The sequence below is a fragment of the Enterobacter cloacae complex sp. 2021EL-01169 genome (genome assembly GCF_020733125.1).
Classification (GTDB): domain Bacteria; phylum Pseudomonadota; class Gammaproteobacteria; order Enterobacterales; family Enterobacteriaceae; genus Enterobacter; species Enterobacter roggenkampii.
In genome coordinates, this window is sequence record NZ_JAJFTC010000010.1 from 30103 (window position 1) to 55092 (window position 24990).

The 24990-nt window shown below is 57.2% G+C and carries 23 protein-coding genes; 16 read left to right on the forward strand and 7 right to left on the reverse strand.

Features of this window, described 5'->3' with window-relative positions; translation table 11 throughout:
- Window positions 1-8: 8 nt before the first annotated feature.
- Window positions 9-1553: a maltose ABC transporter permease MalF gene (gene malF / locus LLF79_RS19920; protein WP_227880254.1), complete on the reverse strand. Its 1545-nt coding sequence runs from the start codon at window positions 1551-1553 to the stop codon at window positions 9-11.
- A 121-nt stretch (window positions 1554-1674) separates the two neighbouring features.
- Window positions 1675-2865 (reverse strand): maltose/maltodextrin ABC transporter substrate-binding protein MalE, encoded by a 1191-nt coding sequence (malE, locus tag LLF79_RS19925; RefSeq protein WP_008500079.1) that lies wholly within the window; start codon window positions 2863-2865, stop codon window positions 1675-1677.
- Window positions 2866-3235: 370 nt separating this feature from the next.
- Here malE and malK point away from each other — a divergent pair, with 370 nt between their 5' ends.
- The 5 genes from malK to ubiA all read left to right on the forward strand — a co-directional run bounded on the left by malK (window position 3236) and on the right by ubiA (window position 8368).
- Window positions 3236-4345 carry a maltose/maltodextrin ABC transporter ATP-binding protein MalK gene (malK, locus tag LLF79_RS19930; RefSeq protein WP_008500080.1) on the forward strand — a complete coding sequence of 370 codons (1110 nt, stop codon included), beginning with the start codon at window positions 3236-3238 and terminating at the stop codon, window positions 4343-4345.
- 71 nt (window positions 4346-4416) lie between these two features.
- Complete coding sequence (locus tag LLF79_RS19935) at window positions 4417-5742, forward strand: maltoporin (protein WP_008500081.1); 1326 nt, start codon at window positions 4417-4419, stop codon at window positions 5740-5742.
- A gap of 112 nt (window positions 5743-5854) precedes the next feature.
- On the forward strand, window positions 5855-6808 hold the full coding sequence (malM, locus tag LLF79_RS19940; RefSeq protein WP_008500082.1) for a maltose operon protein MalM: 954 nt from the start codon (window positions 5855-5857) through the stop codon (window positions 6806-6808).
- A gap of 180 nt (window positions 6809-6988) precedes the next feature.
- Entirely contained in the window at window positions 6989-7486 is a 498-nt protein-coding gene (gene ubiC / locus LLF79_RS19945; protein WP_021242729.1) for a chorismate lyase, read from the forward strand.
- 12 nt (window positions 7487-7498) lie between these two features.
- A complete protein-coding gene (ubiA, locus tag LLF79_RS19950; RefSeq protein WP_227880255.1) occupies window positions 7499-8368 on the forward strand; it encodes a 4-hydroxybenzoate octaprenyltransferase in 870 nt (289 codons plus the stop codon).
- Window positions 8369-8457: 89 nt separating this feature from the next.
- Here ubiA and zntA read toward each other — a convergent pair whose 3' ends face one another.
- Window positions 8458-10629, reverse strand: a complete 2172-nt coding sequence (gene zntA / locus LLF79_RS19955; protein ID WP_227880256.1) for a Zn(II)/Cd(II)/Pb(II) translocating P-type ATPase ZntA — start codon at window positions 10627-10629, stop codon at window positions 8458-8460.
- Between the two features lie 76 nt (window positions 10630-10705).
- Window positions 10706-11332 (reverse strand): lysoplasmalogenase, encoded by a 627-nt coding sequence (locus LLF79_RS19960; protein WP_008500086.1) that lies wholly within the window; start codon window positions 11330-11332, stop codon window positions 10706-10708.
- 129 nt (window positions 11333-11461) lie between these two features.
- Here LLF79_RS19960 and LLF79_RS19965 point away from each other — a divergent pair, with 129 nt between their 5' ends.
- Window positions 11462-11821 carry a DUF2500 domain-containing protein gene (locus LLF79_RS19965; RefSeq protein ID WP_227880257.1) on the forward strand — a complete coding sequence of 120 codons (360 nt, stop codon included), beginning with the start codon at window positions 11462-11464 and terminating at the stop codon, window positions 11819-11821.
- An 82-nt stretch (window positions 11822-11903) separates the two neighbouring features.
- On the opposite strand, the gene LLF79_RS19970 is transcribed toward LLF79_RS19965, so the two are convergent.
- Both LLF79_RS19970 and rsmD read right to left on the reverse strand, forming a co-directional pair.
- On the reverse strand, window positions 11904-12185 hold the full coding sequence (locus LLF79_RS19970) for a DUF1145 family protein (protein WP_008500088.1): 282 nt from the start codon (window positions 12183-12185) through the stop codon (window positions 11904-11906).
- Window positions 12169-12771: a 16S rRNA (guanine(966)-N(2))-methyltransferase gene (gene rsmD, locus LLF79_RS19975; protein WP_008500089.1), complete on the reverse strand. Its 603-nt coding sequence runs from the start codon at window positions 12769-12771 to the stop codon at window positions 12169-12171. The genes LLF79_RS19970 and rsmD overlap by 17 nt, the downstream gene beginning before the upstream one ends.
- A gap of 127 nt (window positions 12772-12898) precedes the next feature.
- Here rsmD and ftsY point away from each other — a divergent pair, with 127 nt between their 5' ends.
- From ftsY to livJ, 6 genes are all read left to right on the forward strand, one after another.
- Window positions 12899-14359 (forward strand): signal recognition particle-docking protein FtsY, encoded by a 1461-nt coding sequence (gene ftsY, locus LLF79_RS19980; RefSeq protein ID WP_008500090.1) that lies wholly within the window; start codon window positions 12899-12901, stop codon window positions 14357-14359.
- 2 nt (window positions 14360-14361) lie between these two features.
- A complete protein-coding gene (ftsE, locus tag LLF79_RS19985; RefSeq protein WP_008500091.1) occupies window positions 14362-15033 on the forward strand; it encodes a cell division ATP-binding protein FtsE in 672 nt (223 codons plus the stop codon).
- Window positions 15020-16075, forward strand: a complete 1056-nt coding sequence (ftsX, locus tag LLF79_RS19990) for a permease-like cell division protein FtsX (protein WP_023326488.1) — start codon at window positions 15020-15022, stop codon at window positions 16073-16075. Before ftsE ends, ftsX begins: the two co-directional genes overlap by 14 nt.
- A gap of 251 nt (window positions 16076-16326) precedes the next feature.
- Window positions 16327-17184 carry an RNA polymerase sigma factor RpoH gene (gene rpoH, locus LLF79_RS19995; RefSeq protein WP_008500093.1) on the forward strand — a complete coding sequence of 286 codons (858 nt, stop codon included), beginning with the start codon at window positions 16327-16329 and terminating at the stop codon, window positions 17182-17184.
- A 136-nt stretch (window positions 17185-17320) separates the two neighbouring features.
- Window positions 17321-18586 (forward strand): 4-aminobutyrate--2-oxoglutarate transaminase, encoded by a 1266-nt coding sequence (locus LLF79_RS20000; protein ID WP_069597757.1) that lies wholly within the window; start codon window positions 17321-17323, stop codon window positions 18584-18586.
- Window positions 18587-18783: 197 nt separating this feature from the next.
- Window positions 18784-19884, forward strand: a complete 1101-nt coding sequence (livJ, locus tag LLF79_RS20005; RefSeq protein WP_021242735.1) for a branched chain amino acid ABC transporter substrate-binding protein LivJ — start codon at window positions 18784-18786, stop codon at window positions 19882-19884.
- A gap of 177 nt (window positions 19885-20061) precedes the next feature.
- Here the strand turns inward: livJ and panM are convergent, their stop codons facing one another.
- Window positions 20062-20445 carry an aspartate 1-decarboxylase autocleavage activator PanM gene (panM, locus tag LLF79_RS20010; protein WP_008500097.1) on the reverse strand — a complete coding sequence of 128 codons (384 nt, stop codon included), beginning with the start codon at window positions 20443-20445 and terminating at the stop codon, window positions 20062-20064.
- Window positions 20446-20869: 424 nt separating this feature from the next.
- Here panM and livK point away from each other — a divergent pair, with 424 nt between their 5' ends.
- Genes livK through livG form a run of 4 tightly spaced genes read left to right on the forward strand, consistent with a single transcriptional unit; the run spans window position 20870 to window position 24990 of the window.
- Complete coding sequence (gene livK / locus LLF79_RS20015) at window positions 20870-21979, forward strand: high-affinity branched-chain amino acid ABC transporter substrate-binding protein LivK (protein WP_008500098.1); 1110 nt, start codon at window positions 20870-20872, stop codon at window positions 21977-21979.
- Window positions 21980-22025: 46 nt separating this feature from the next.
- Entirely contained in the window at window positions 22026-22952 is a 927-nt protein-coding gene (gene livH, locus LLF79_RS20020) for a high-affinity branched-chain amino acid ABC transporter permease LivH (RefSeq protein WP_095443184.1), read from the forward strand.
- Entirely contained in the window at window positions 22949-24226 is a 1278-nt protein-coding gene (gene livM / locus LLF79_RS20025; protein ID WP_008500100.1) for a branched chain amino acid ABC transporter permease LivM, read from the forward strand. Before livH ends, livM begins: the two co-directional genes overlap by 4 nt.
- Window positions 24223-24990 carry a high-affinity branched-chain amino acid ABC transporter ATP-binding protein LivG gene (livG, locus tag LLF79_RS20030; RefSeq protein ID WP_008500101.1) on the forward strand — a complete coding sequence of 256 codons (768 nt, stop codon included), beginning with the start codon at window positions 24223-24225 and terminating at the stop codon, window positions 24988-24990. Before livM ends, livG begins: the two co-directional genes overlap by 4 nt.

Below are 24990 nucleotides of genomic sequence, written 5' to 3' on the forward strand. Positions count from 1 at the left end.
TGCCCTCCTTAGTCAAATTTCATACGTGTGGCTTTCAGGTTCACAATCGCCAGGGCGCCCACCAGCAGGAAGATCAGGGTGGCAATCGCTGCCGCCAGACCGAAGTCCTGACCGCCGCCGCCTTCGAAGGCGATACGGTAGGTGTAGCTCACGAGCAGATCGGTATAGCCTGCCGGCGTGGTGGTGCCAAGACGGTCCGGGCCGCCGTTGGTCAACAGCTGAATCAGCACGAAGTTGTTAAAGTTAAAGGCGAAGCTGGCAATCATCAGCGGGGTGAGCGGCTTGATGAGCAGCGGCAGCGTAATCTTAAAGAAGTTCTGGAACGGACCCGCGCCGTCCATCGCCGAAGCTTCGTACAGGTCATCCGGGATGGCCTTCAGCAGCCCCATGCACAGGATCATCATGTACGGATAGCCCAGCCAGGTGTTCACGATGATGATCATCGAGCGGGCGGTGGTCGGGTCGCTGAACCAGGCCGGTTTGATGCCAAACAGCGCGCTCAGCATCATGTTGATTTCACCGAAGCTCTGGTTAAACAGCCCTTTGAAAATCAGAATCGAGATAAACGACGGTACGGCATACGGCAGAATCAGCAGCACGCGGTAAATCGCTTTGCCCTTCAGGGATTCCCACTGGACCAGACAGGCCAGCACCATACCCACGGCCACGGTCAGGATCACGGTCAGTACGGAGAAGACCACCGTCCAGACGAAGATGGCGAAGAACGGTTTCTGAATGCCTTCATCGGTAAACACGCGGGTAAAGTTGTCCCAGCCGATGGTGACGGTGTAGCCCGGGCTGAGCTTGTCATCACCCCATTTGCCGTCGGCAGTAATGGACTGATAGAAACCAATGTCGTTATTCGGACGATATTTCACGCCGCTCTGGTTATTGGTCAGCGTGCCGTCATCCGCCAGGGTATAGAGCGGTTGGGTGCCGGAGAACTGGCGCAGCGAGCTCATGATCACTTTGCTGTCGTCTGGCAGCACGGCGGTGAGCTGGGTCAGCGCCTGACGGTTCTGGGTAATGACGCGCAGGTTGGCACGTTCACCTTCCGGCAGGGCCTGGGCCTCTTTTAAGGCCAGCTTCTGCTCGCCGCCAAATTTGAAGGCGTCAGAGACATAGTATTTCCCGCTTGCTTCGTCAGTAAGCGCTAACTTCCATTCGTTGCCTGCGGGATACAGGCCGAAGTTAAAGGTCTTGCCTGCCTGGTATGAGCGGTCCAGCAGGACCTGCTGCGCGCGTTCCTGCGCAAGCTGGTTGGTGCTGCTGTAGTTGGTAAACGCAATGGCGACGGTACAAATCAACGGGAACAGGACAAACAGCCCCATCCCGGCCACGCCCGGGTAGACATAGCGCCAGGCATAGGCTTTACGGTTGGCGAAAATATACAGGCCAGCAGAGCTTAAAATCAGCGTCATGATGGCGAACAGATATTCCCCTTGTAAGTACATTAAAACAACAAGGTAACCCACCAGCAGACACAGCAGACCGATCGCTGACCATTTCAGCGCGTCGCTTTGCCACCAGCGTTTCTTTTTAATGACATCCATGGGGTTCTTCCTCTACAACGGTGGAATCTTATCGTCAGGTGGCGCTGCGCTTACCTGACCTACGGATCGTGCCGTAGTCGTAGGGCGGGTAAGCGCACGCGCTACCCGCCGTTTTTCAGACTTACTTAGTAATACGACCCTGAGCATCTTTCAGTGCGGCATCGACAGTCTGACGACCGCTTGCAGCGTTGATAACCGCGGTACGGGTGGCGTACCAGAATGCGGCCATCTGTGGGATGTTCGGCATGATTTCGCCTTTCTGGGCGTTATCCATGGTGGCCGCGATACGTGGGTCTTTCGCCAGCTGATCCTGGAAGGATTTCAGCGCAACGGCACCCAGCGGTTTGTCCTTGTTCACTTCATCCAGACCCTGATCGGTCAGCAGGTAGTTTTCCAGGAACTCTTTCGCCAGCTCTTTGTTCGGGCTGGCGGCGTTGATGCCTGCGCTCAGCACGCCAACGAACGGTTTAGACGGCTTGCCTTTGAAGGTTGGCAGCAGCGTCACGCCGTAGTTGACTTTGCTCTTGTCGATGTTGGTCCAGGCCCACGGACCGTTGATGGTCATCGCGGTTTCGCCTTTGTTGAACGCCGCTTCCGCGATGGAGTAATCGGTATCCGCGTTCATGTGTTTGTTCTTGATCAGGTCGACCAGGAAGGTCAGGCCCGCTTTCGCGCCCGCGCTGTCGACGCCCACGTCTTTCACGTCGTATTTGCCGTTTTCAAACTTGAACGCGTAACCGCCGTCGGCAGCAATCAGCGGCCAGGTGAAGTACGGCTCTTGCAGGTTGAACATCAGGGCGGATTTACCTTTCGCCTTCAGCTCTTTATCCAGTTTCGGGATCTCTTCCCAGGTTTTCGGTGGGTTAGGGACCAGGTCTTTGTTGTAAATCAGAGACAGGGCTTCAACCGCGACAGGGTAAGCGATCAGCTTGCCGTTATAGCGAACGGCGTCCCAGGTGAACGGGAACAGTTTGTCCTGGAAAGCTTTGTCCGGGGTGACTTCAGCCAGCAGGCCAGACTGTGCGTAACCGCCAAAACGGTCATGCGCCCAGAAGATGATGTCCGGGCCGTCGCCGGTTGCCGCAACCTGCGGGAATTTCTCTTCCAGTTTGTCCGGATGCTCTACGGTCACTTTGATGCCGGTGTCTTTCTCGAATTTTTTGCCCACTTCGGCCAGGCCGTTATAGCCCTTGTCGCCGTTAATCCAGATAACCAGCTTGCCTTCTTCAATTTTGGCGAGCGCCGGTGCGGAAATCATCATTGCTGCAAGGGCGGACAATGCGAAAACGCGTGCGCCAGTCTTGATATTCATATCTGCCATCCTTTTTGGTGATGTCTCGTGGTATGACTTCAGTGGTTCAACGTGACTCAGTCTCCTTATTTGACATCCTCTTTCCATCCTCCCAACCCCTACGCCCCACCCCCCGTTTGTGTGATCTCCGTTGCATAAATTTAAGTTATGAGTGCTGGCGCACATAAAAACGCACTGAATTTTGCAGGCGGCTTCACGAATTTTGCCTCAGCCCGCCCACGCCGGTCGCAGAGCCTGCTCTCTCATCCTCCCGCCTCCTCCCCCATAAAAAAGCCGGGGGGTGGAGGATTCGTGAAAGTAATGGATCCCCCATAGTCACCTTATCTTGAATGTTTCTGTCGGTGACAGGTTGTAACGAAGGGAGAAGGGCATGGCGAGCGTACAGCTGCGTAATGTAACGAAAGCCTGGGGTGACGTTGTGGTGTCGAAAGACATCAATCTGGACATCCACGAAGGTGAATTCGTGGTATTTGTCGGCCCATCAGGCTGCGGTAAATCAACCCTGCTGCGTATGATTGCCGGTCTTGAAACCATCACCAGCGGCGACCTGCTGATCGGTGATACCCGAATGAATGACATCCCGCCTGCCGAACGTGGCGTAGGCATGGTGTTCCAGTCTTATGCACTCTATCCCCATCTTTCCGTCGCCGAGAACATGTCCTTTGGTCTGAAGCTGGCCGGCGCAAAGAAAGAGGTGATTAACCAGCGCGTGACGCAGGTGGCGGAAGTGTTACAGCTGGCGCACCTGCTGGAGCGTAAGCCGAAAGCGCTTTCCGGCGGTCAGCGTCAGCGTGTGGCGATTGGCCGTACCCTGGTCGCCGAGCCGCGCGTCTTCCTGCTCGACGAACCGCTTTCCAACCTGGATGCCGCCCTGCGCGTCCAGATGCGTATCGAAATCTCCCGTCTGCACAAGCGTCTTGGCCGCACGATGATTTACGTCACCCACGATCAGGTCGAAGCGATGACCCTCGCCGACAAAATCGTGGTGCTGGATGCCGGCCGCGTGGCGCAGGTGGGCAAACCGCTGGAGCTGTATCACTACCCGGCAGACCGCTTTGTTGCGGGCTTCATTGGCTCGCCAAAGATGAACTTCCTGCCCGTCAAAGTGACCGCGACAGCCATTGAACAGGTACAGGTGGAGCTGCCAAACCGCCAGCAGGTCTGGCTGCCGGTCGACAGCGCCAACGTACAGGTGGGGGCAAACATGTCCCTCGGTATTCGTCCTGAGCATTTACTGCCGAGCCACATTGCCGATGTGACGCTGGAAGGTGAGGTTCAGGTCGTCGAACAGCTTGGTCACGAAACACAGATTCATATCCAGATCCCCGCCATCCGTCAGAACCTGGTCTACCGCCAGAATGACGTGGTGTTGGTAGAAGAGGGTGCCACATTCGCTATCGGCTTGCCGCCAGAGCGCTGCCATCTGTTCCGTGAGGATGGCACCGCATGTCGTCGGTTGCATAAAGAGCCAGGCGTTTAAGCAATCCCAAAAGAAGACACGAAACCGACAGGTGAAGTGTTCAAAGAAAAGCAATGATCTCAGGAGATAGAATGATGATTACTCTGCGCAAACTTCCTCTGGCAGTTGCCGTCGCAGCGGGCGTAATGTCTGCTCAGGCACTGGCCGTGGATTTCCATGGTTATGCTCGTTCCGGTATCGGCTGGACGGGTAGTGGCGGCGAACAGCAGTGCTTCCAGGCAACCGGTGCCCAAAGTAAATACCGTCTGGGTAACGAATGTGAAACCTATGCGGAACTGAAGCTGGGCCAGGAAGTGTGGAAAGAAGGCGACAAGAGCTTCTACTTCGACACCAACGTAGCGTACTCCGTGGCGCAACAGAACGACTGGGAAGCTACCGACCCGGCGTTCCGTGAAGCCAACGTGCAGGGTAAAAACCTGATTGAGTGGCTGCCAGGTTCCACCATCTGGGCCGGTAAGCGCTTCTATCAGCGTCATGACGTTCACATGATCGACTTCTACTACTGGGATATTTCAGGTCCTGGTGCCGGTATCGAAAACGTCGATCTGGGCTTCGGTAAACTGTCTCTGGCAGCGACCCGTTCTCAGGAAGCGGGCGGCTCATACATCTTCACCAGCAACGATATCTATCATGACTTCAAAGACACCGCTAACGACGTCTTCGATGTGCGTTTAGCGCAGATGGAAATCAACCCGGGCGGCACGCTGGAGTTGGGTGTTGACTATGGCCGAGCTAACAAAACTGACGGTTACAGCTTCGCTGACGGCGCATCTAAAGATGGCTGGATGTTCACCGCTGAACATACCCAGAGCATGCTGAAAGGCTACAACAAGTTTGTTGTCCAGTACGCTACCGATGCAATGACCACTCAGGGCAAAGGTATTCCGCAGGGTTCCTTCACCGGCAACAACTATGACAAAGACGCTGAAATTGGTGTTGTAAATAACAAGATTAACAACAACGGTTCCCTGGTTCGTATTCTCGACCACGGTGCGATCTCTCTGGGTGACAGCTGGGATCTGATGTACGTCGGTATGTATCAGGATATCGATCGTGACGACAACAACGGTACAACCTGGTACACCGTGGGTGTGCGCCCAATGTATAAATGGACGCCAATCATGAGCACCTTGCTTGAAGTTGGCTACGACAACGTTAAGTCGCAGAAAACTGACGATACCAACAACCAGTACAAAATTACCCTTGCACAGCAATGGCAGGCCGGTAACAGCATCTGGTCCCGTCCAGCGATCCGTGTCTTCGCAACTTACGCGAAGTGGGATGAGAAATGGGGTTATGACAACGGCATTGCAAAAAGCGATACCAAAGCCACAACCTACAGCCGTGGTGACAACGACGAGTGGTCCTTCGGCGCCCAGATGGAAATCTGGTGGTAATCCCGTCTTAATCTGACGTAATGACCAAACTGAGGGGCGCAAGCCCCTCAATCCTTGGGACGGCGCGCTATTGCCTGGCTACCGCTGACCTGTGCATTTTGAGGTGATAACAATGAAAATGAACAAAACTCTCCTTGCCCTTTGTTTATCCGCAGGGTTGCTGGCGAGCGCGCCTGCTGTAACGCTCGCTAATGTGAATTTCGTTCCGCAAAACACAACATCCGCGCCGGCCATTCCGGCAGCTGCGTTGCAACAGCTGGTCTGGACGCCTGTCGATCAATCTAAAGCCCAAACGACCCAGCTCTCGACGGGTGGGCAACCGCTTAATGTTCCGGGTATTAGTGGTCCGGTGGTCGCGTACAGCGTGCCCGCTAACATTGGCGAACTGACGTTAACGCTCTCCAGTGAAGTCAATAAACAGACCAGCGTCTTTGCGCCGAACGTGCTGATTCTTGACCAGAACATGACGCCTTCTGCATTCTTCCCGAGCGAATATTTTACCTATCAGGAACCGGGTGTCATGAGCGCCGATCGCCTGGAAGGGGTAATGCGCCTGACGCCTGCGCTGGGTCAGCAGAAAATTTATGTACTCGTCTTCACCACGGAAAAAGATTTGCAGCAAACCACCACGCTGCTTGATCCTGCGAAGGCCTATGCCAAAGGCGTAGGTAACGCCGCACCGGATATCCCGGATCCGATCGCCCGCCACACCACTGACGGCCTTGTGAAGCTGAAAGTGTCGACCAGCAGTGCGTCCAGCGTCCTGGTCGGCCCGCTGTTTGGCTCCTCCGGTACCGGCCCTGTCACCGTGGGCAACACCGCTGCGCCTGCCTATACTGCGCCAGCTGCCACGGCAGCCGCACCGGTAGCGACCGCAGCGCCGGCCCCGGCGAAGAAAGCGGAGCCGGTACTGAACGACACCGAAGAATACTTCAACAATGCCATCAAGCAGGCGGTGAAGCGCGGCGATGTCGATAAAGCGCTGAAGCTGCTTGATGAAGCCGAACGTTTAGGTTCAACCACTGCCCGTTCCACCTTTATCAGCAGTGTAAAAGGCAAGGGGTAACCGTTTCCCCACAATGCTGATTTGTTAGTCGTTTGGTGCGCCTGAGTGGGCGCACTTTTTTTCGTCTCCGCCGGGCTGTTGCACTCTTGTTGCGATCGTGATCCTTAAATAACGTTTGGCCCCCCTCAATCCGCGTTTCTGCGATACAATGCCTGTACGTTATGTATCGGAGAGTCTGGCATGTCACACCCTGCGCTAACGCAACTGCGTGCGCTGCGCTATTTCGACCAAATACCTGCGCTTGATCCGCAGCAGCTGGACTGGCTGTTGCTGGAAGATTCCATGACAAAACGTTTTGAGCAGCAGGGAAAAACGGTCACGGTGACCCTGATTCAGGAAGGGTTTGTCTCCGGCGATGAGATCGCCAACGAGCTGCCGCTGCTGCCGCACGAGCCACGTTACTGGCTGCGTGAAATTTTACTCTGCGCTGACGGCGAGCCGTGGCTTGCCGGACGGACGGTGGTGCCCGAGTCCACCCTTTCCGGGCCCGAGCTGGCGCTGCAACGTCTGGGGAAAACGCCGCTGGGGCGTTACCTTTTCACCTCGTCTGAGCTTACCCGGGATTTTATTGAAATTGGTCGTGATGCTGAACTTTGGGGGCGTCGTTCCCGCCTTCGCCTGAGCGGTAAACCGTTAATTCTGACGGAGCTTTTTTTACCGGCATCACCGTTGTACTAAGAGGAAGAAAAAATGGAGTGGAGCCTGACGCAGAATAAGCTGTTGGCGTATCACCGCTTAATGCGTACCGATAAACCGATTGGCGCGTTACTGCTGCTGTGGCCGACCTTATGGGCGCTGTGGGTCGCCACGCCGGGCGTGCCGCCGCTGTGGATCCTGGGCGTGTTTGTTGCTGGCGTCTGGCTGATGCGCGCAGCGGGCTGCGTGGTCAATGATTATGCCGATCGTAAATTCGACGGCCATGTAAAGCGGACTGCCGGTCGTCCGTTACCCAGCGGACAGGTGACCGGGAAAGAAGCTCGCGTGCTGTTTGCTGTTCTGGTGCTGCTCTCTTTCCTGCTGGTGTTAACCCTGAACACCATGACCATACTGCTTTCCGTTGCGGCGCTGGCACTGGCCTGGGTTTATCCGTTTATGAAGCGCTATACCCACCTGCCTCAGGTGGTGCTGGGCGCAGCGTTTGGCTGGTCGATTCCAATGGCGTTTGCGGCAGTTAGTGAGTCCTTACCGCTCAGCTGCTGGCTGATGTTCCTGGCGAACATACTTTGGGCCGTGGCTTACGACACGCAATACGCGATGGTTGACCGCGACGATGACCTGAAAATTGGCATCAAATCCACCGCCATCCTCTTTGGCCGTCAGGACAAGCTGATTATCGGGATTCTGCAGGTCGCCGTGCTGGCGCTGATGGTGGCGATTGGCCGCCTGAACGGGCTGAACTGGGCGTTTTACTGGTCCGTGCTGGTGGCGGGGCTGCTGTTTGCTTACCAGCAAAAGCTGATTGCGAAGCGCGAACGCGACGCCTGCTTCAAGGCGTTTATGAACAATAACTACGTCGGTCTGGTGATCTTTTTAGGGCTGGCGATGAGCTACTTCTTATAAAAAAAGCCGGGTGGCGGCTTCGCCTCACCCAGCCTACGTTTTAGCAGGATATGTAGGCCCGGTAAGCGTCAGCGCCACCGGGCGTTTTTTTACCGGCGACGCAGCAGCCGCAGCGCGTTCGCCGTCACCAGCACCGTCGCGCCGGTATCCGCCAGCACCGCCAGCCACAGTCCGGTCATGCCGAGCAGGGTGGTCACCAGGAAAATCCCCTTCAGCCCCAGCGCGATGCCGATGTTTTGGCGGATGTTGGCACGCGTCGCCCGCGCAAGATCGATCATCTGCGCCAGTCCGGTCAGGCGGTTGTGGGTCAGCGCCGCGTCTGCCGTCTCTAGCGCCACGTCGGTGCCGCTGCCCATCGCAATGCCGATGGTGGACGCCTTCATCGCCGGGGCATCGTTAATCCCGTCTCCGACCATCGCCAGCGGGGCGTGCGCGTTCAGCTCCGTTACCGCGCTGACCTTATCCGCCGGCAGTAATCCGGCCTTAAACTCCAGCCCCAGCTCACCGGCAATCGCTGCCGCCGCGCGAGGGTTATCGCCGGTGAGAATCACGCCCTGCACGCCCAGCTGATGCAGCGCCGCCACGGCCTCTTTTGCGTCATCGCGCAGGGTGTCGCGCAGCGCCAGCATCCCTTTTGCGACGCCGTCCTGCATAACGGTCACGACAGTTTGTCCGGTCTGTTCTAACGCCTCCACCTCAGGATGAGAAGACTTGCCCGCCGCGACAATCAGTACCTTTTTACCGTCAACGGTGGCCTCAATCCCGGAGCCTACCAGCGCCCGCTGAGCGGTTGCCGGTGGGATATTCAGCCCGCGCGACTGCGCTTCTCGCACAATTGCCAGCGCCAGCGGGTGAGTGGAGCCCTGCTCAACGGCGGCGGCCAGGGTCAGCAGTTCATCTTCACTGATGCCCTGCGAATACACGCCGGTCACCTGCGGCTTGCCGATGGTTAACGTACCGGTTTTATCGAAGGCGATATGCTGCACCTGACTCAGCTGCTCCAGCGCCGCGCCGCCCTTAATCAGCGCCCCGCGACGTGCCGCAGCCGCCAGCCCGGAGGTAATGGCCGCCGGGGTGGAGATGACCAGCGCGCACGGACAGCCGATCAGCAATAGCGTCAGCCCTTTATAAATCCATCCCTCCCACGGCGCGCCAAAGAACAGCGGCGGGACGACGGTGACCAGCAGGGCAACCAGCATAATGGCGGGCGTGTAGATGCGGCTGAAGCGGTCGATAAAGCGTTCGACCGGCGCGCGGCGCTCTTCGGCCTCTTCAATCAGCTTCAGGATGCGGTCGATGGCGCTGTCACCCGGCTCGGAAAGCACGGTGAGCTGCACCAGACGGTCGACGCTGGTGGCGCCAGCAGGCACTTTTTCACCTGCGGCACGTTCAACCGGAATGGACTCACCGGTCAGGGCACTTTCATCAAAGCTCGCGGTGGCGGTAAGCAGCGCGCCGTCGGCAGGCAGGCGTCCGCCTGCCGCGACTTCTATCACGTCGCCCGGACGCAGGGTCGTGATGGCGACCGTTTCACGCGTGCCGTTTACTACGCGCGTGGCGGTTTCCGGCTTCAGCGCCATCAGCGCGCTGACCCCTTTACGCGCCCGGCTCGCCGCCCAGCCCTCAAGACGTTCACCGATTAAGAACAGCAGCAATACCATCGCCGCTTCTGCCGTCGCGCCAATAAACAGCGCGCCGATGGCCGCCACGCTCATCAGCGTTTCAATGGCGAACCAGCTGCCGCTTTTCATCAGACGCAGCGCCTGACGGGCAATCGGGAACAGCCCGACCAGCGTGGTGGCGATAAACGCCAGGTTGCCGAACGGATGGTTGATCTGTTCCAGCCCCCAGCTCAGGGCCATCATGATGATCAGGGTAATGAGCGGCAGGTTTTCTTTCAGTGAAGAGGTTTTTTCCGCGGGCGCGGCTTCACTACGCAGGCTGTAACCCGCCTTGCTTACCGCGTCTTCAACCTGTTTGCTGACGTCGTTATCGGCGCTAACCAGCAGCTTTTCGGTGGCGAACAGCACCTGAACGTGGCTGACGCCCGGCACCTGTTTCACCGCATTTTCCACTTTGCGGGCGCAGGCGGCGCAGTCCATGCCGTTAACGACCCAGCTGTAGCGGTTGCCGCTTTCAGGAAGCGTTTGAGTTTGCGTTTCGCACGCGCCTTCGCAGCAGCAGCCATCTTTCGACGGAACGGGACTGAGCTTAAGCGCCGAGAATTGAGGGACTTTTTTGGGTGTTTCTGGAGTCGACATGGCAGTCTCCGGCAATGATAATTTTCTCATTAACCGCAGCATACACTCTGGAGTCGACTCCAGAGTCAAGCGTTATTTAGATATAGAGCGAACGCACAATCAGGAAGTGCCCGGCAAAGTAACAGGCGGCGGCAATCGCGTTATCCGCCCGGAAACGGCGGCGATAGTGGCTGCCCAGCCACACGATATTCCCAATCAGCAGCAGCGCGGCCCCGAAGAACGCGGACATCGCCGGAGCGGTCGGACGGAAGAACCACAGTTCACCTGCCAGCCATACCATCACCAGCGTCATGGCGATAAACGTGCAGATCGGCAACCGCATCTCTTCCAGACGCGACCAGATCACTGCGATCAGCAGGGCACCAATCACCAGCAGGACCAGCGGTAGCGGCCAGAAGAAAGAGAGCGTCATCTGGCTGGCGAAGTAGATGGTATACAGCAGATGCGACAGGAAAAATGCCCCTACGGCATACAGCAGGCGCTGGCGCGGCAGCAGGGTTAAGGCATCGCCAATCAGAGAGGCGCACAGCCCGGCGAGGACCAGATAGCTGACGGCATTAAACATCGGTGCTTGCCAGGCCAGCAGCAGGAGCAGCAACAGCGTGACGGGTTTAAACAGCCAGCGCTGCCAGGTGGGACCACGGTACGACGCATCGACATAAAGCCATGCGGAAAAACAGACAGCGATAAATGACCAAAGCATATTAACTCCCTGTATCTGTTAAGTCTGAATAATCAGTTTCTGATCCAGTGTAGTGACGCGGGCGGGCGTTTGGCAATGCCGGGGAAGGCAGGGTATCCTGAATTCCGCATAATCTGATGGGATTGTAGAATGAGCAAGATGCCGCTGTTTTTCATTATCGTGGTGGCGATTATCGTCATTGCCACCTCGTTCCGCTTCGTGCAGCAGCGCCGCGAGAAGGCGGATAACGATGCCGCACCGCTGATGCAAAAGCGCGTGGTGGTGACGAACAAACGCGAAAAACCGCTCAATGACCGCCGCTCGCGCCAGCAGCAGGTGACGCCTGCGGGCACAACAATGCGTTATGAAGCGAGCTTTAAGCCGGAAACGGGCGGCCTGGAGATGACCTTCCGCCTGGAGGCGCAGCAGTACCACCAGCTGACGGTGGGGGAAAAAGGAACGCTGAGTTACAAAGGATCGCGGTTTGAGGGGTTTGTTCCGGAGTTGTAACGCCGGGCGGCACTGCGTTTTCCCGGCCTACGTGGTTTCGTAGGCCCGGTAAGCGAAGCGCCACCGGGCGACTAAACGCACCTTACTTCTTCACCTGCGCCTTAAACTTCTTCATCCACACCAGCAGCTCAAACACGCCGAAAATAAACACGCGCAGCTGCTGCCAGCCCGTCATCTGCGGGCCATCTTTCGGCAGACCGTTTTTCAGCATCACCATCTGCAGGGCGTGCATGAACGAGGTGAAAATCAGCGCCACGTTAACGAAAATATTCATCGGGCGCGGGAACGGGTGCACCAGGTTGAGCAGCAAAAACGCCCAGACGCCCAGCATCAGCAGACGTCCCAGATTAATCAGTACCGGCATCGGATCCTCCTTGTGCCTGACGGTGATACAGACGATAAGCAACCTGACCTGCCACTTTTTCACGGTGCAGATCCCAGTGAGCGGGAACCGGCGGCAAACCGTTCTCCACTTCGCTTTCCACGTAAATCAATGCGTCATCCGCCAGCCAGCCGTTTTGCTCCAGCAGGGATAACGTCTCTTCCAGCAGCCCCTTGCGGAACGGCGGGTCGACAAACACCACGGTGTGCGGCGTGCCCTTTTGCGCGAGGAAGCTCAGCGTGTTGGTGTTAACCACTTTCGCGTTGCTCGCTTTCAGCGTCGCCAGATTTTGCTGCAGCGTCTGCGCCACGCCGCGCTCCATCTCCAACAGCGTGGCGCTGGCAGCATAGCGCGACAGCGCTTCCAGCCCGAGCGCGCCGCTACCGGCGAAGCAGTCCAGGCAGCGGGCGTCTACCATTGACGGGGCCAGCCAGTTAAACAGCGTCTCGCGCACGCGGTCGGTAGTGGGGCGTAAACCGGGGCTGTCCGGCACCGGTAATTTCCGGCCTCGCCACTGACCGCCGATAATACGAATTTGACCGGCCGGGGCGCGGTTGGGTTTCTTCATCTCAGGAAAGCTCTGTTAACAATTGGCCTGCGATTGCGGGCGGTGATGTCAATTAAGTAAAGTGTTAGACTATTTCATCATTTTTTTAGCTTCCATGTATATAGCGCCGCGAGGAGTGTAGTCGCAGATGGCAAAACAAAAAAAACGTGGCTTCTTTTCCTGGCTGGGCTTCGGTGAAAAAGAGCAAGAAACAGAACAGAAAACCGAAGAGCAACAAGCCGTTGAAGAGCCATCGCAGCCTGAAACGCCAGTAGAAACCGCCGCGGTTGTCGATGCGGAAGAAACGGCGCACAGCAAAGAAGAGGTTGAAACCTTTGCTGAAGAGGTGGTTGAGGTCACTGAACAGGTTCAGGAGAGCGAGAAGCCAGAACCGGTTGTCGTAGAAGCCGCTATCGAAGCGCCACAGGCCGCTATCGAACACGAAGAGCTTCCGCTGCCGGAAGAGGTCAAAGACGAAGCGGTGTCTGCCGAAGAGTGGCAGGCCGAAGCGGAAACCGTTGAAATCGTTGAGGCGGTGGAAGAAGAAGCGGCGCTCGAGCCGGAGCTGACCGACGAAGAGCTGGAAGCCCAGGCGCTGGCGGCGGAAGCGGCTGAAGAAGCGGTCATCGTTGTGCCGGTAGAAGAGCAGGCCGAAGAAGAGACCGTTCAGGAGCAGGAAAAACCGACCAAAGAAGGTTTCTTCGCGCGCCTGAAGCGCAGCCTGCTTAAAACCAAAGAAAACTTAGGTTCCGGATTTATCAGTCTGTTCCGCGGCAAGAAGATCGACGACGATCTGTTTGAAGAGTTGGAAGAGCAGCTGCTGATTGCGGACGTTGGGGTGGAAACCACCCGTAAGATCATCACTAATCTGACCGAAGGGGCGAGCCGCAAGCAATTGCGTGACGCCGAAGCGCTGTACGGCCTGCTGAAAGACGAGATGGGTGAAATTCTCGCAAAAGTTGACGAACCGCTTAATATTGAAGGCAAAACGCCATTTGTTATTCTGATGGTTGGCGTGAACGGCGTGGGTAAAACCACCACCATCGGCAAGCTGGCGCGTCAGTTCGAGCAGCAGGGCAAATCGGTGATGCTGGCGGCGGGCGATACCTTCCGTGCTGCGGCGGTTGAGCAGCTGCAGGTCTGGGGCCAGCGCAACAACATCCCGGTGATTGCTCAGCATACCGGCGCGGATTCCGCATCCGTGATCTTTGACGCCATCCAGGCGGCGAAGGCGCGTAACGTGGACGTGCTGATAGCCGATACCGCAGGGCGTTTGCAGAATAAATCGCACCTGATGGAAGAGCTGAAGAAGATCGTTCGCGTCATGAAGAAGCTGGACGAAGACGCACCGCATGAAATTATGCTGACCATTGATGCCAGCACCGGACAGAACGCCATCAGCCAGGCAAAACTGTTCCATGAAGCGGTAGGACTAACGGGGATCACGCTGACCAAACTGGACGGCACCGCGAAAGGCGGGGTGATCTTCTCCGTGGCCGACCAGTTCGGCATTCCTATCCGTTACATCGGTGTGGGCGAGCGTATTGAGGATTTACGTCCGTTTAAGGCGGACGACTTTATTGAGGCATTATTTGCCCGAGAGGACTAACAATGATTCGCTTTGAACACGTCAGCAAGGCCTATCTCGGTGGGAGACAAGCGCTGCAGGGGGTGACCTTCCACCTGCAGCCGGGCGAGATGGCATTCCTGACCGGCCATTCCGGCGCGGGGAAAAGTACCCTGCTCAAGCTTATCTGTGGGATCGAGCGGCCAAGCGCCGGAAAAATCTTTTTCAGCGGCCATGAGATCAGCCGTCTGAAAAACCGTGAGGTGCCGTTCCTGCGTCGTCAGATCGGCATGATTTTCCAGGATCACCACCTGCTGATGGATCGCACCGTTTTCGATAACGTGGCCATTCCGCTGATTATTGCCGGCGCCAGCTATGACGATATCCGCCGCCGCGTCTCTGCGGCGCTGGATAAGGTCGGGCTACTGGACAAAGCGAAGAACTTCCCGATCCAGCTCTCCGGCGGTGAACAGCAGCGCGTGGGTATCGCCCGCGCGGTGGTGAACAAGCCTGCCGTGCTGCTGGCGGATGAACCGACCGGTAACCTGGACGATGCCCTGTCAGAAGGGATTTTGCGTCTGTTTGAGGAGTTTAACCGCGTAGGGGTTACCGTATTGATGGCAACGCACGACATCGGGCTGATTTCCCGTCGTTCGTACCGCATGCTGACCCTGAGCGACGGGCATTTGCACGGAGGCCACGGTGAACAAGCGTGATGCAATAAACCAGATTCGGCAGTTCGGGAACCGGTTTGACCGTTTCCGTAAGCCGCAGGGCGGGGGTGACGGCAATCGTAATGCGCCGAAGCGCCAGAAGGCCGCGCCAAAACCGGCCTCCCGCAAAACCAACGTCTTTAACGAGCAGGTGCGCTACGCGTTCCACGGCGCGCTGCAGGACCTGAAAAGCAAACCGCTGGCGACGTTCCTGACGGTGATGGTAATCGCCATCTCCCTGACGCTGCCAAGCGTCTGCTACATGGTTTACAAGAACGTCAACCAGGCGGCGTCGCAGTATTATCCGTCTCCGCAGATCACGGTCTATCTGGATAAAGCGCTCGACGATAACGCGGCCGCGCAGGTGGTTGGGCAAATTCAGGCCGAGCAGGGCGTGGAGAAGGTCAACTATCTCTCACGTGAAGACGCGCTGGGCGAGTTCCGCAACTGGTCAGGCTTTGGCGGTGCGCTGGATATGCTTGAAGAGAACCCGCTGCCCGCCGTGGCGGTGGTGATCCCTAAGCTGGATTTCCAGGGGACCGATTCGCTTAACACCCTGCGCGATCGCATCACGCGCATTAAGGGCATTGATGAAGTGCGCATGGATGACAGCTGGTTTGCGCGTCTCGCTGCTTTGACCGGGCTGGTAGGCCGCGTCGCGGCGATGATTGGCGTGCTGATGGTGGCGGCGGTCTTCCTCGTCATTGGCAACAGCGTACGCCTGAGCATCTTCGCTCGTCGCGATACCATCAACGTGCAGAAACTGATTGGTGCGACGGATGGCTTCATCCTCCGACCGTTCCTTTACGGTGGCGCACTGCTCGGTTTTTCCGGCGCATTTCTTTCACTGATATTGTCAGAAATTTTGGTGATGCGGCTTTCCTCTGCCGTGACTGAAGTGGCGCAGGTTTTCGGAACGAAGTTTGATATCAGTGGCTTAGGGTTCGATGAGTGCCTGTTACTGCTGCTGGTGTGTTCGATGATTGGGTGGGTGGCAGCGTGGCTGGCAACCGTTCAACATTTACGTCACTTTACTCCCGACTAATAAAAGCGTGATATAATCTTTCCCTGCACCGAGATGTTCGCTCTGCAGGGAAAGCGTCCCTGTTGTCTCTTCCCCTGTTATCATCTCCATGTCACATTTTGTGCGTAATTTATTCACCGTTGCACCTGGAACTTGTGGATAAAATCACTGTCTGATAAAAGAGTGAATGCTAATCTCGTTGCTCAAACGCTTTGGCATGGTTGTTGCCTGACGGGGACAGCCTGGACCAGAAGAAACACTGAGAGGAATGAATGACCAAAGAAATGCAAACTTTAGCTTTAGCCCCTGTTGGTAACCTGGAATCCTATATCCGGGCTGCGAACACCTGGCCGATGTTAACGGCCGAGGAAGAAAAGGAGCTTGCTGAAAAGCTGCATTACCAGGGCGATCTGGAAGCAGCGAAAAAGCTGATCCTGTCTCACCTGCGCTTTGTTGTTCACATTGCTCGTAATTATGCGGGCTATGGCCTGCCGCAGGCGGACTTGATTCAGGAAGGTAACATCGGCCTGATGAAGGCTGTGCGTCGCTTTAACCCGGAAGTGGGTGTGCGACTGGTCTCCTTCGCCGTCCACTGGATCAAAGCAGAAATTCATGAATACGTGCTGCGCAACTGGCGTATCGTGAAAGTCGCCACGACAAAAGCGCAACGCAAACTGTTCTTCAACCTGCGTAAAACCAAGCAGCGTCTGGGCTGGTTCAATCAGGATGAAGTGGAAATGGTGGCGCGCGAGCTGGGTGTTTCCAGCAAAGACGTGCGTGAGATGGAATCCCGTATGGCCGCGCAGGACATGACTTTTGACATGTCCTCCGACGACGACGCATCTGACAGCCAGCCGATGGCACCGGTTCTGTATCTGCAGGATAAAACCTCTAACTTTGCCGACGGCATCGAAGAGGACAACTGGGAAGATCAGGCCGCGAACAAGCTGAGCTATGCGATGGAAGGCCTCGACGAACGTAGCCAGGATATTATCCGCGCCCGCTGGCTGGACGAAGACAACAAGTCCACGCTGCAGGAGCTGGCCGACCGCTACGGCGTCTCTGCGGAACGTGTCCGTCAGCTTGAAAAGAACGCCATGAAGAAACTTCGCGCCGCTATCGAAGCGTAATTTCCGCGAAGTACACCGAGAACCCCTGGATGAGAGTCTGGGGGTTTTGTTTTTTTAGCGCCCGCTCTGGCGAATTTCTCCCCCCTGGCAAACACTTACTGATGCGCTAAGCAGGCGACTTTCTCAGGGGGACAGGGTGAAAAACAACGAACTGAACGACCGGCGGTTACAGGCGACGCCGCGCGGCATCGGCGTGATGTGTAACTTCTATGCCGATAAAGCCGAAAACGCCACGGTGTGGGACGTGGAAGGCAATGAGTACATCGACTTCGCCGCCGGGATCGCGGTGCTGAATACCGGCCATCGCCATCCCAAAGTCATGTCCGCCATCGAAAAACAACTCCACGCGTTTACCCACACGGCCTACCAGATTGTGCCGTACGAAGGCTACGTGGCGCTTGCCGAGCGCATCAACCAGCGCGTGCCGATTGACGGCCCGGCCAAAACCGCGTTCTTCTCGACGGGGGCTGAGGCGGTCGAAAACGCGGTGAAAATTGCCCGCGCCTTTACCAAACGCCCCGGCCTTATCACCTTCGGCGGCGCGTTCCACGGCCGCACCTTTATGACCATGGCGCTGACCGGCAAAGTTGCGCCGTACAAGCTCGGATTCGGACCCTTCCCCGGCTCGGTGTATCACGCCCAGTATCCGAATGAACTGCACGGCGTCAGCACGGCGGAAGCGTTGAAAAGCCTGGAACGCATCTTTAAAGCGGATATTGCCCCTGACCAGGTCGCGGCGATTATTCTCGAACCGGTTCAGGGAGAGGGCGGTTTCAACATCGCCCCGGCTGATTTTATGCAGGCGCTGCGCGCCCTGTGCGATACCCACGGCATTTTGCTGATTGCCGACGAGGTGCAAAGCGGTTTCGCCCGCACCGGCAAGCTGTTCTCGATGGAACATCACTGCGTGAAGCCCGATCTGATCACTATGGCGAAAAGCCTGGCGGGCGGGATGCCGCTCTCGGCGGTGTCGGGCCGTGCTGAAGTGATGGATGCCCCCGCGCCGGGTGGGCTGGGCGGTACCTACGCGGGTAACCCGCTGGCGATTGCGGCGGCGCACGCCGTGCTGGACGTGATTGACGAAGAGGATCTCTGCACGCGATCGGCGCATCTTGGCCATCACCTGGTGGAAGTGTTGAACAAGGCGAAGGAACATTGCCCGTATATCGCGGATATTCGCGCGCAGGGCTCGATGGTGGCGGTGGAGTTTAACGATCCGCAAACGGGTCAGCCTTCGCCGGAATTTACCCGCCAGGTGCAGGAGCGTGCATTGCAGGAAGGTCTGCTGCTTCTGAGCTGCGGCGTCTACGGCAACGTCATTCGTTTCCTCTATCCTCTGACGATTCCCGAAGTGCAGTTCCGTAAAGCGCTGGACATTATCTCCGCGTCGCTGACACGTTAAAGCCACATGCCCGGCGGAACTCTCTGCCGGGCTTACCATATATTCATTTCAAATTTGCTATTCCAAAATCATAAAAATGGGGTATGTTTTAGCAGAGTATGCTGAAAAAGCGCGAACAGCACACCTATAACTGAAATAAAGCGCTGCACAACAACATCACAACAATCGTAATAACCATAATAATGGGGAATCTCAGGATGAACATGAAGGGTAAAGCGTTACTGGCAGGATGTATCGCGTTGGCATTCAGCACCATGGCGCAGGCAGACATCAAAGTGGCTGTGGTTGGCGCCATGTCCGGTCCGGTAGCGCAGTACGGCGACCAGGAGTTTACTGGCGCAGAACAGGCGGTTGCAGACATTAACGCTAAGGGCGGTATCAAGGGCGAAAAACTGCAGATCGTAAAATATGATGATGCCTGTGACCCGAAACAGGCGGTCGCGGTCGCGAACAAAGTGGTGAACGACGGGATCAAATACGTTATCGGTCACCTGTGCTCTTCCTCTACCCAGCCGGCGTCTGACATCTACGAAGACGAAGGTATTCTGATGATCACCCCGGCGGCGACCGCACCAGAGCTGACCGCACGCGGTTACAAGCTGACCCTGCGCACCACCGGTCTGGACTCTGACCAGGGCCCAACCGCGGCGAAATACATCGTTGAAAAAGTGAAGCCGAAACGCATTGCCATTGTTCATGACAAGCAGCAGTACGGTGAAGGTCTGGCGCGTTCAGTGCAGGACAACCTCAAGAAAGCCAATGCCGACGTGGTGTTCTTCGACGGGATCACCGCCGGTGAGAAAGACTTCTCCACGCTGGTTGCGCGTCTGAAGAAAGAGAATATCGACTTTGTTTACTACGGCGGCTACCACCCGGAAATGGGCCAGATCCTGCGCCAGGCGCGCGCGGCCGGCCTCAAAACCCAGTTCATGGGCCCGGAAGGGGTGGCGAACGTTTCTCTGTCTAACATCGCGGGTGAATCCGCCGAAGGCCTGCTGGTGACCAAACCGAAGAACTACGACCAGGTCCCTGCGAACAAACCTATCGTAGATGCCATCAAGGCGAAGAAACAGGATCCAAGCGGCGCGTTCGTCTGGACCACCTACGCGGCGCTGCAGTCGCTGCAGGCGGGCCTGAACCAGTCAGCCGATCCGGCTGAGATTGCCACCTGGCTGAAAGCAAACACCGTTGAAACCGTTATGGGGCCTCTCTCCTGGGACACGAAGGGCGACCTGAAGGGCTTCGAGTTCGGCGTGTTTGACTGGCATGCTAACGGCACGGCGACAGACGCCAAATAATTTTCCCGTCGCCTTTCGCGCCGCAGGTGCGTTGGCTGCGTTATTCAACCCCGGGCACTTACTTATGTAAGCTCCCGGGGATTTCATAACTTGCCGCCTTCCTGCAACACGAAATGCTTGCGAAAATGCGGTAGAAATTGTAGGCCGGGCAAGGCGTAGCCGCCACCCGGCTTTCTTTTAGCGCTTCTCCCACCCGCTCTCCTGCGCCGTAAACCCTAACGCCTGCATAAACGCCGCCATCACGCCGCGGTCTTCCACGCCCACGTCGGCCATCCACCATGAGGTCACGCCCGGGTTTTCGCGGAGCACTTCTTCAATTAAATACTGCCCCACGCCGCGACGGCGGGTCACGTCACGCACGCGCAGCGAGTCCAGCGCCCCTTCCGTGCCGCTCAGCGTTACGCGAACGGCGGCCAGAAGACGCTCGTTAAAGCGCGCGGCATAGATACGGTGATTTTCGTCGACGGCCAGCGACGAAGGGGAATATTCCGGCCAGATCTTGCCCAGGTCGATATGATCCTGGTCGCTAAAGGTCACCAGACGCACGATAGTCAGTTTCATTAGCTGCTTGTCCAAATCAAATTGAGTAGAGGCAGTGTACTCAATTTATTCGCTCAGCGGCTTCCTCTTTTTATCGCCGTTTGCCAGGTGATTAGTTTTTTGGCAGCGCATTGGGCAGTTTGAAAACACATGGATCGAAAAATAAGCAGGATTTTAACCTGAATGGCAGTGATTTATTCGGCGCTTTGTACCGTTATTTTATGCTGCAAACTGCACTTTTATTTGTTTATCTCTGCCTGATTTCAGAATATTATCTTTGCTTAATCGCCTGAAAAATAGAGATTTTAGTCTGGTTTTTGACAAAAACCTGCGCCAAACCATTAAAGGCACTGGTAAAAATAGCGTTGTTCATTAAAAGTACAGAATGCTTTTTAACCATAATAAAACAAAATATAAACACGACATCACGAATGGGGATTCAGAGATGAAAAGGAACGCGAAGACGTTAATCGCGGGGATGGTCGCACTGTCGATCTCGCATGCCGCCATGGCGGAAGACATAAAAGTTGCGGTAGTGGGTGCGATGTCCGGCCCTGTTGCCCAGTGGGGTGACATGGAGTTCAACGGTGCGCGCCAGGCCATCAAAGACATCAACGCTAAGGGCGGCATCAAAGGCGACAAGCTGGTGGGCGTGGAATATGACGACGCCTGCGATCCGAAACAGGCCGTCGCGGTCGCCAACAAAATCGTCAACGATGGCATCCAGTATGTGATCGGCCACCTGTGCTCATCGTCCACCCAGCCCGCGTCTGACATCTACGAAGACGAAGGCATTCTGATGATCACCCCTGGCGCCACTAACCCTGAGCTGACCCAGCGCGGCTACCAGCACATCATGCGCACCGCCGGTCTGGACTCCTCTCAGGGGCCTACCGCCGCCAAATACATCCTTGAAACCGTCAAGCCGCAGCGTATCGCCATTATTCATGACAAGCAGCAGTACGGCGAAGGCCTGGCGCGCTCCGTTCAGGACGGCCTGAAAAAAGGCGGCGCGAACATCGTCTTCTTCGACGGCATTACCGCCGGTGAGAAAGACTTCTCCGCGCTGATCGCCCGTCTGCAAAAAGAGAATATCGACTTTGTTTACTACGGCGGCTACTACCCGGAGATGGGGCAGATGCTGCGTCAGGCGCGCGCCACCGGTCTGAAAACTCAGTTTATGGGGCCAGAGGGCGTGGGCAATGCCTCCCTGTCCAACATCGCCGGGGATTCAGCCGAAGGCATGCTGGTGACGATGCCAAAACGCTATGACCAGGATCCGGCCAACAAGGCTATCGTGGATGCGCTCAAGGCGCAGAAGAAAGATCCGAGTGGTCCGTACGTCTGGATCACCTATGCCGCCGTACAGTCTCTGGCCACCGCGCTGGATCGTACCGGCAGCAAAGAACCGCTGGATCTGGTGAAAGATTTAAAAGCACACGGGGCGAACACCGTGATTGGGCCGCTGAACTGGGATGAGAAAGGCGATCTGAAGGGATTTGAGTTTGGTGTCTTTAAGTGGCACGCCGACGGTTCGTCTTCGGCCGCCAAATAATTATCCCACCGCCCGGCATGACGGGCGGGTATAAAAAGGTTTGCATATGTCCGAGCAGTTTCTCTATTTCCTGCAGCAGATGTTTAACGGCGTCACGCTGGGAAGCACCTACGCGCTGATCGCCATCGGCTATACGATGGTTTACGGCATTATCGGCATGATCAACTTCGCCCACGGCGAGGTCTACATGATCGGTAGCTATGTCTCCTTTATGATTATCGCCGCCCTGATGATGATGGGCATCGACAGCAGCTGGCTGTTGGTCGCCGCCGGGTTTGTCGGCGCGATTGTGATTGCCAGCGCCTACGGCTGGAGCATCGAGCGCGTGGCCTACCGGCCGGTGCGCAGCTCCAAGCGTCTGATTGCGCTGATTTCCGCCATCGGGATGTCGATCTTCCTGCAAAACTACGTCAGCCTGACCGAAGGCTCGCGCGACGTGGCGCTGCCAAGCCTGTTTAACGGCCAGTGGATTGTGGGAGCCAGCGAAAACTTCACGGCCTCTATCACTACCATGCAGCTGGTTATCTGGGTCGTGACCTTTATTGCGATGCTGGCCCTGACGCTGTTCATCCGCTACTCGCGGATGGGACGCGCCTGCCGCGCCTGCGCAGAAGACCTGAAGATGGCGAGCCTGCTCGGCATCAACACCGACCGCGTGATTGCCCTGACCTTCGTGATTGGCGCCGCGATGGCTGCCGTCGCAGGCGTGCTGCTCGGCCAGTTCTACGGCGTGATCAACCCGTACATCGGCTTTATGGCCGGGATGAAAGCTTTTACCGCGGCGGTGCTGGGCGGTATCGGCAGTATTCCGGGCGCGATGATTGGCGGCCTGATCCTGGGCGTGGCGGAAGCGCTCTCTTCGGCGTATCTGAGCACGGAATATAAAGACGTGGTGTCGTTTGCCCTGCTGATTCTGGTTCTGCTGGTCATGCCTACCGGTATTCTGGGCCGTCCGGAGGTAGAGAAAGTATGAAACCGATGCATTTTGCAATGGCGCTGCTCTCTGCCGCCATGTTCTTCGTGCTGGCGGGCGTCTTTATGGGCGTCCAGCTTGAGCTGAATGGCACCAAACTGGTGGTGGATACCGCCCCCGACATCCGCTGGCAGTGGGTGTTTATCGGTACCGCCGTGGTGTTCCTGTTCCAGCTGCTGCGTCCGCTGTTCCAGAAGTCGCTGAAAAACGTCTCCGGGCCGAAATTCGTCCTGCCGGCCATCGACGGGTCTACCGTTAAGCAGAAGCTGTTCCTCGTGGCGCTGCTGGTGGCTGCCGTGGCGTGGCCGTTCGTGGTGTCTCGTGGAACCGTGGATATCGCTACCCTGACCATGATCTACGTGATCCTCGGTCTCGGTCTGAACGTGGTGGTGGGGCTCTCAGGCCTGCTGGTGCTGGGCTACGGCGGCTTCTACGCCATCGGCGCCTACACCTTCGCGCTGCTGAACCACTATTACGGGCTCGGCTTCTGGACCTGCCTGCCGCTGGCAGGGCTGGTCTCTGCCGCCGCAGGCTTCCTGCTCGGTTTCCCGGTGCTGCGCCTGCGCGGTGACTACCTGGCGATTGTGACCTTAGGCTTCGGTGAAATCGTCCGTATCCTGCTGCTGAACAACACCGAAGTGACCGGCGGCCCGAACGGCATCAGCCAGATCCCGAAACCAACCTTCTTCGGCCTGGAGTTCAGCCGCACCGCCCGCGAAGGCGGCTGGGACACCTTCAGTAACTTCTTCGGCGTGAAGTATGACCCGTCCGACCGCGTCATCTGGCTCTATCTGGTGGCGCTGCTGCTGGTGGTCATCACCCTGTTCGTGATTAACCGCCTGCTGCGCATGCCGCTGGGCCGCGCGTGGGAAGCGCTGCGCGAAGATGAGATCGCCTGCCGCTCCCTGGGCCTGAACCCGACCCGCATCAAGCTGACCGCGTTCACCATCAGCGCCGCGTTTGCCGGTTTCGCCGGAACGCTGTTTGCCGCGCGTCAGGGCTTCGTCAGCCCGGAATCGTTCACCTTTGCCGAATCCGCCTTTGTGCTGGCGATTGTGGTGCTGGGCGGGATGGGCTCGCAGTTCGCCGTTATCCTGGCGGCCATCCTGCTGGTGGTCTCGCGCGAGCTGATGCGCGACTTTAACGAATACAGCATGTTAATGCTGGGTGGTTTGATGGTGCTGATGATGATCTGGCGTCCGCAGGGCTTGCTGCCGATGACCCGTCCACAGCTGAAGCTGAAGAACGGGCAAGCGAAAGGAGAGCAGGCATGAGTCAGCCATTATTATCCGTTAACGGTCTGATGATGCGTTTTGGCGGCCTGCTGGCGGTCAACAACGTGAATCTGGATCTGCACAAGAAAGAGATTGTCTCCCTGATTGGCCCGAACGGCGCGGGGAAAACCACGGTCTTTAACTGCCTGACCGGCTTCTACAAGCCGACGGGCGGCACCATCATGCTGCGCGATCAGCATCTTGAAGGGCTGCCGGGCCAGCAGATTGCCCGCATGGGCGTAGTGCGTACCTTCCAGCACGTGCGTCTGTTCCGCGAGATGACGGTGATTGAGAACCTGCTGGTGGCGCAGCATCAGCAGCTGAAAACCGGGCTGTTCTCCGGCCTGCTGAAAACCCCGGCCTTCCGCCGCGCCCAGGATGAAGCGCTCGATCGCGCCGCCACCTGGCTCGACCGCATTGGCCTGCTGCAGCACGCCAACCGTCAGGCGAGCAACCTGGCCTACGGCGACCAGCGTCGCCTGGAAATTGTGCGCTGCATGGTGACGCAGCCGGAAATCCTCATGCTCGACGAACCGGCGGCGGGCCTCAACCCGAAAGAGACCAAAGAGCTGGACGAGCTGATTGCCGAACTGCGCGATCACCACGACACCACCATTCTGCTGATTGAGCACGACATGAAGCTGGTGATGGGCATTTCCGACCGTATCTACGTGGTTAACCAGGGTACGCCGCTGGCAAACGGCACGCCGGAAGAGATCCGCAACAACCCGGACGTGATCCGCGCATACCTGGGTGAGGCATAA

Bases quoted from the DNA above. Each gene is read 5' to 3' on its own strand.
- malF (WP_227880254.1), bottom strand. From the start codon at position 1,553: ATGGATGTCATTAAAAAGAAACGCTGGTGGCAAAGCGACGCGCTGAAA.
- malE (WP_008500079.1), bottom strand. From the start codon at position 2,865: ATGAATATCAAGACTGGCGCACGCGTTTTCGCATTGTCCGCCCTTGCA.
- malK (WP_008500080.1), top strand. From the start codon at position 3,236: ATGGCGAGCGTACAGCTGCGTAATGTAACGAAAGCCTGGGGTGACGTT.
- LLF79_RS19935 (WP_008500081.1), top strand. From the start codon at position 4,417: ATGATGATTACTCTGCGCAAACTTCCTCTGGCAGTTGCCGTCGCAGCG.
- malM (WP_008500082.1), top strand. From the start codon at position 5,855: ATGAAAATGAACAAAACTCTCCTTGCCCTTTGTTTATCCGCAGGGTTG.
- ubiC (WP_021242729.1), top strand. From the start codon at position 6,989: ATGTCACACCCTGCGCTAACGCAACTGCGTGCGCTGCGCTATTTCGAC.
- ubiA (WP_227880255.1), top strand. From the start codon at position 7,499: ATGGAGTGGAGCCTGACGCAGAATAAGCTGTTGGCGTATCACCGCTTA.
- zntA (WP_227880256.1), bottom strand. From the start codon at position 10,629: ATGTCGACTCCAGAAACACCCAAAAAAGTCCCTCAATTCTCGGCGCTT.
- LLF79_RS19960 (WP_008500086.1), bottom strand. From the start codon at position 11,332: ATGCTTTGGTCATTTATCGCTGTCTGTTTTTCCGCATGGCTTTATGTC.
- LLF79_RS19965 (WP_227880257.1), top strand. From the start codon at position 11,462: ATGAGCAAGATGCCGCTGTTTTTCATTATCGTGGTGGCGATTATCGTC.
- LLF79_RS19970 (WP_008500088.1), bottom strand. From the start codon at position 12,185: ATGCCGGTACTGATTAATCTGGGACGTCTGCTGATGCTGGGCGTCTGG.
- rsmD (WP_008500089.1), bottom strand. From the start codon at position 12,771: ATGAAGAAACCCAACCGCGCCCCGGCCGGTCAAATTCGTATTATCGGC.
- ftsY (WP_008500090.1), top strand. From the start codon at position 12,899: ATGGCAAAACAAAAAAAACGTGGCTTCTTTTCCTGGCTGGGCTTCGGT.
- ftsE (WP_008500091.1), top strand. From the start codon at position 14,362: ATGATTCGCTTTGAACACGTCAGCAAGGCCTATCTCGGTGGGAGACAA.
- rpoH (WP_008500093.1), top strand. From the start codon at position 16,327: ATGACCAAAGAAATGCAAACTTTAGCTTTAGCCCCTGTTGGTAACCTG.
- livJ (WP_021242735.1), top strand. From the start codon at position 18,784: ATGAACATGAAGGGTAAAGCGTTACTGGCAGGATGTATCGCGTTGGCA.
- panM (WP_008500097.1), bottom strand. From the start codon at position 20,445: ATGAAACTGACTATCGTGCGTCTGGTGACCTTTAGCGACCAGGATCAT.
- livK (WP_008500098.1), top strand. From the start codon at position 20,870: ATGAAAAGGAACGCGAAGACGTTAATCGCGGGGATGGTCGCACTGTCG.
- livH (WP_095443184.1), top strand. From the start codon at position 22,026: ATGTCCGAGCAGTTTCTCTATTTCCTGCAGCAGATGTTTAACGGCGTC.
- livM (WP_008500100.1), top strand. From the start codon at position 22,949: ATGAAACCGATGCATTTTGCAATGGCGCTGCTCTCTGCCGCCATGTTC.
- livG (WP_008500101.1), top strand. From the start codon at position 24,223: ATGAGTCAGCCATTATTATCCGTTAACGGTCTGATGATGCGTTTTGGC.